Consider the following 2,890-nt stretch of genomic DNA (forward strand, 5'->3'; position numbering starts at 1 on the left):
TCAATCAAGCTGTCAGGATCAGTGGTAGCTGCACCGTATCCGTTGCCATCCATTGTTGTTAGAGCAACATCTGTGACCTTAATATATCCACCGCTTTTTGCAAACAGTGGCATGTTTGTTGCGGTTACAGTTCCACCCGCCATTGTGATAGTACCACTATTTTCTGTATAAAGTCCGATGAAAGCATTATTAATCGTTGTCTTTCCATGCAATTCAATCAAGCTTTCAGGATCGCTGGTAGCTGCACCGTATCCGTTGCCATCCATTGTTGTTAGAGCAACATCTGTGACCTTAATGTGTCCACCGCTTTTTGCAAGCAATGCCATGTTTGTTGCGGTTACAGTTCCACCCGCCATTGCGATATTACCACTATTTTCTGTATAAAGTCCGATGAAAGCATTATTAATTGTTGTGTTCCCATCCAATTCAATTAAGCTTTCAGGATCGGTGGAAGCTGCACCGTATCCGTTTCCGTCCATCGTTGTTAGAGCAACATCTGTGACCTTAATATATCCACCGTTCATGGTAAACAATGCTGCGCTTTTCGCAGTTACAGCTCCTCCCGTCATTATGATGACACCACTGTTTTCCGCATCAAGTCCATTTATAGCATTAGTAATCGTTGTCTCTCCATCCAATTCAATAAAGCTGTAAGGATCGGTGGAAGCTGCCCCGTTTCCGTTTCCGTCCATCGTTGTTAGAGCAACATCTGTGACCTTAATATATCCACCTTTTTGTGCAAATAATGCTCTGTTTCCCGCAGTCACTGTCCCTCCCATCATTATGATTGTAGACAATAAACCGTCTGCATAGAGTCCATCACCATTAGATGATGTAACTTGAACGCTGCCTTCTTTACTATTGGCTAAAGTAATGAAGCTGCCGTTCATTACGGATAGCCCTGTGTATCCTCCATCAAATGCTCCTCCTAATATCGTTACTTGTGAACCATCTTCTGCGGATATGCTGGTGTCTGCTTGCGTAATGGTTACATTTTCTAAAGTGAGATGACTTCCGTCAAAGGCCGTTATTCCTGTGAATAAAAACTCTTCTTTTTCATTTTCTAATTCACTTTCCCATCCAGGGTCTAATTCATTGTCCGATGTTTTTACATTTTCTAGCTTGTCTTGATCACTTATGCTGGTATTTGCATAAGTAATGGTTACATTTTCTAACTTGTTTTTATCGCTTTTACTCTCATTGAAGAACGCACCAGTTTCAAAAGCCGTAATGGTTCCTCCAGTCATTGTAATTATGCTACCGCTTGTTGCATAAAGCCCAATTACAGCGTCATTAATTACCGTATTTCCGTGCAGTTCAATTGTGCTGTCAACATCATTAGCTATTGCACCGATTCCGGTACCATCTTTTTTTAAAGTAACATCTGTGACGTCAATATGTCCGCCATTTTCTGCAAGTAATGCTGTATTTTCTCCAGTGACTGATCCTCCTATCATTGTGATTGTGGATTGTGCACCATTTGCATAGAGTCCGTCACCATGAGATGATGTAACTTGAACACTGCCTTTTTTATTATCGGCTAATTCACTATAGGTTAAAGTAATAGCGCTGCCTTCCGTAGCAGATATTCCTTTGAGTTCTCCATCAAATGCTCCTCCTAAAATCGTTACTTCAGAATGATCATTTGCAAATATACTGGTGTTTGCTTGCGTAACCGTTACGTTTTCTAAAGTAACTTTGCTTTTGTTGTCGGCATTTATTCCCTTGTCCATGAAGTGGTCATCTTTACCGCTTGATATTGTTACACCTTCCAGCTTGTTTTTATCATTCATACTGTTTTCGAAGAAAGCGCCAATTTCAGAAACCGTAATAATGCCTCCAGTCATTTTGATTGTAGCACCATCTTTTGCATTAAGACCGAGACGAATGTCAAAATCAGTTCCTTTAATGGCTGTGTCTTGCAGTAATGTAATCGCACTGCCAAGACCGTCAGCTGTTACAGCATAAATATCCGTGTCTTTATTCCCAACCACAGTTAAATGTGTGCCGGTGATTTCCCCGTTGTCTTTCGCATTAATAATCTCATACGTTGTGTTAGATACTTCTTTTTTCTCGCCGGAAACTTCAAGAGTTTCAGCATATACATTGAGATGGGTGTTTAATAGCATGACAGCTATGACAGCCGTGCAGGATAAAAGGGACTTTTTACACATCAAGATTTTCCTAAATTATAAGTAAATTATAAGTGCCACACACTCTTCCCCCGCTTATAAGAAGGATATCAAATGGATGGGTACTTTAGAGATGGAACGTGAATAAGCGATTTTTATTTTTATGTAAAGTATAAAATAAATTATACATTTAACATATAATGTATTATACTTAAATTCAGTTAGTATTATATGAATGCATTGTATTAATATTATATAAGTATTATAAGTTTTTCTATTCAAGATATGTGTTATGCTTGCATAAAACTTGTTTCTTATGCTTAAAGAAAAGGAGTAGGCAAGAAAATTAAAAAAAACTGTATGCTTGAGCTTGATAGGGATCTCTTTCAACATCATGAAACCAAAGATGGTACCATAGTTTTCATGTTTTTCTTTAACACGGTTACGATAAAATAGCGCTCATTGATTTTTCAATCGACGTTGAGTTTTTTTCAAGGGATATTTTTACTAGTTGAAAGCGCGATATTTTATTGTTTTGAGTTTTTTAACTAATTTTCTTAAAGAAAAATGTTGGCGGTGTGTATTGGTAGAGAAGAATAGGGGAGAGATAAAAAGGCAGCATATTGTAGCTGCCTTTTTTGTTAATGCATAGAAAAGAAATACGCTGTTTTGACAGTTTTATTTTAAAACTGATAGCGTATGCCGCCTGAAAAGTTTGCACCACTTATACCAGTTTTTTGAAGCTTTTGTTGATAGCT

At 38.0% G+C, this 2,890-nt stretch carries 1 protein-coding gene; it reads right to left on the reverse strand.

Annotation, left to right across the window (positions count from 1 at the left end; genetic code table 11):
• Positions 1-2,174: right-handed parallel beta-helix repeat-containing protein (locus tag ACFILY_RS08545; RefSeq protein ID WP_375637854.1), on the reverse strand; the 2,174-nt coding region annotated here is incomplete at its 3' end.
• Between the last annotated feature and the right edge of the window lie 716 nt (positions 2,175-2,890).

The sequence above is a fragment of the Bartonella sp. CL25QHWL genome, from assembly GCF_042195335.1.
Classification (GTDB): domain Bacteria; phylum Pseudomonadota; class Alphaproteobacteria; order Rhizobiales; family Rhizobiaceae; genus Bartonella.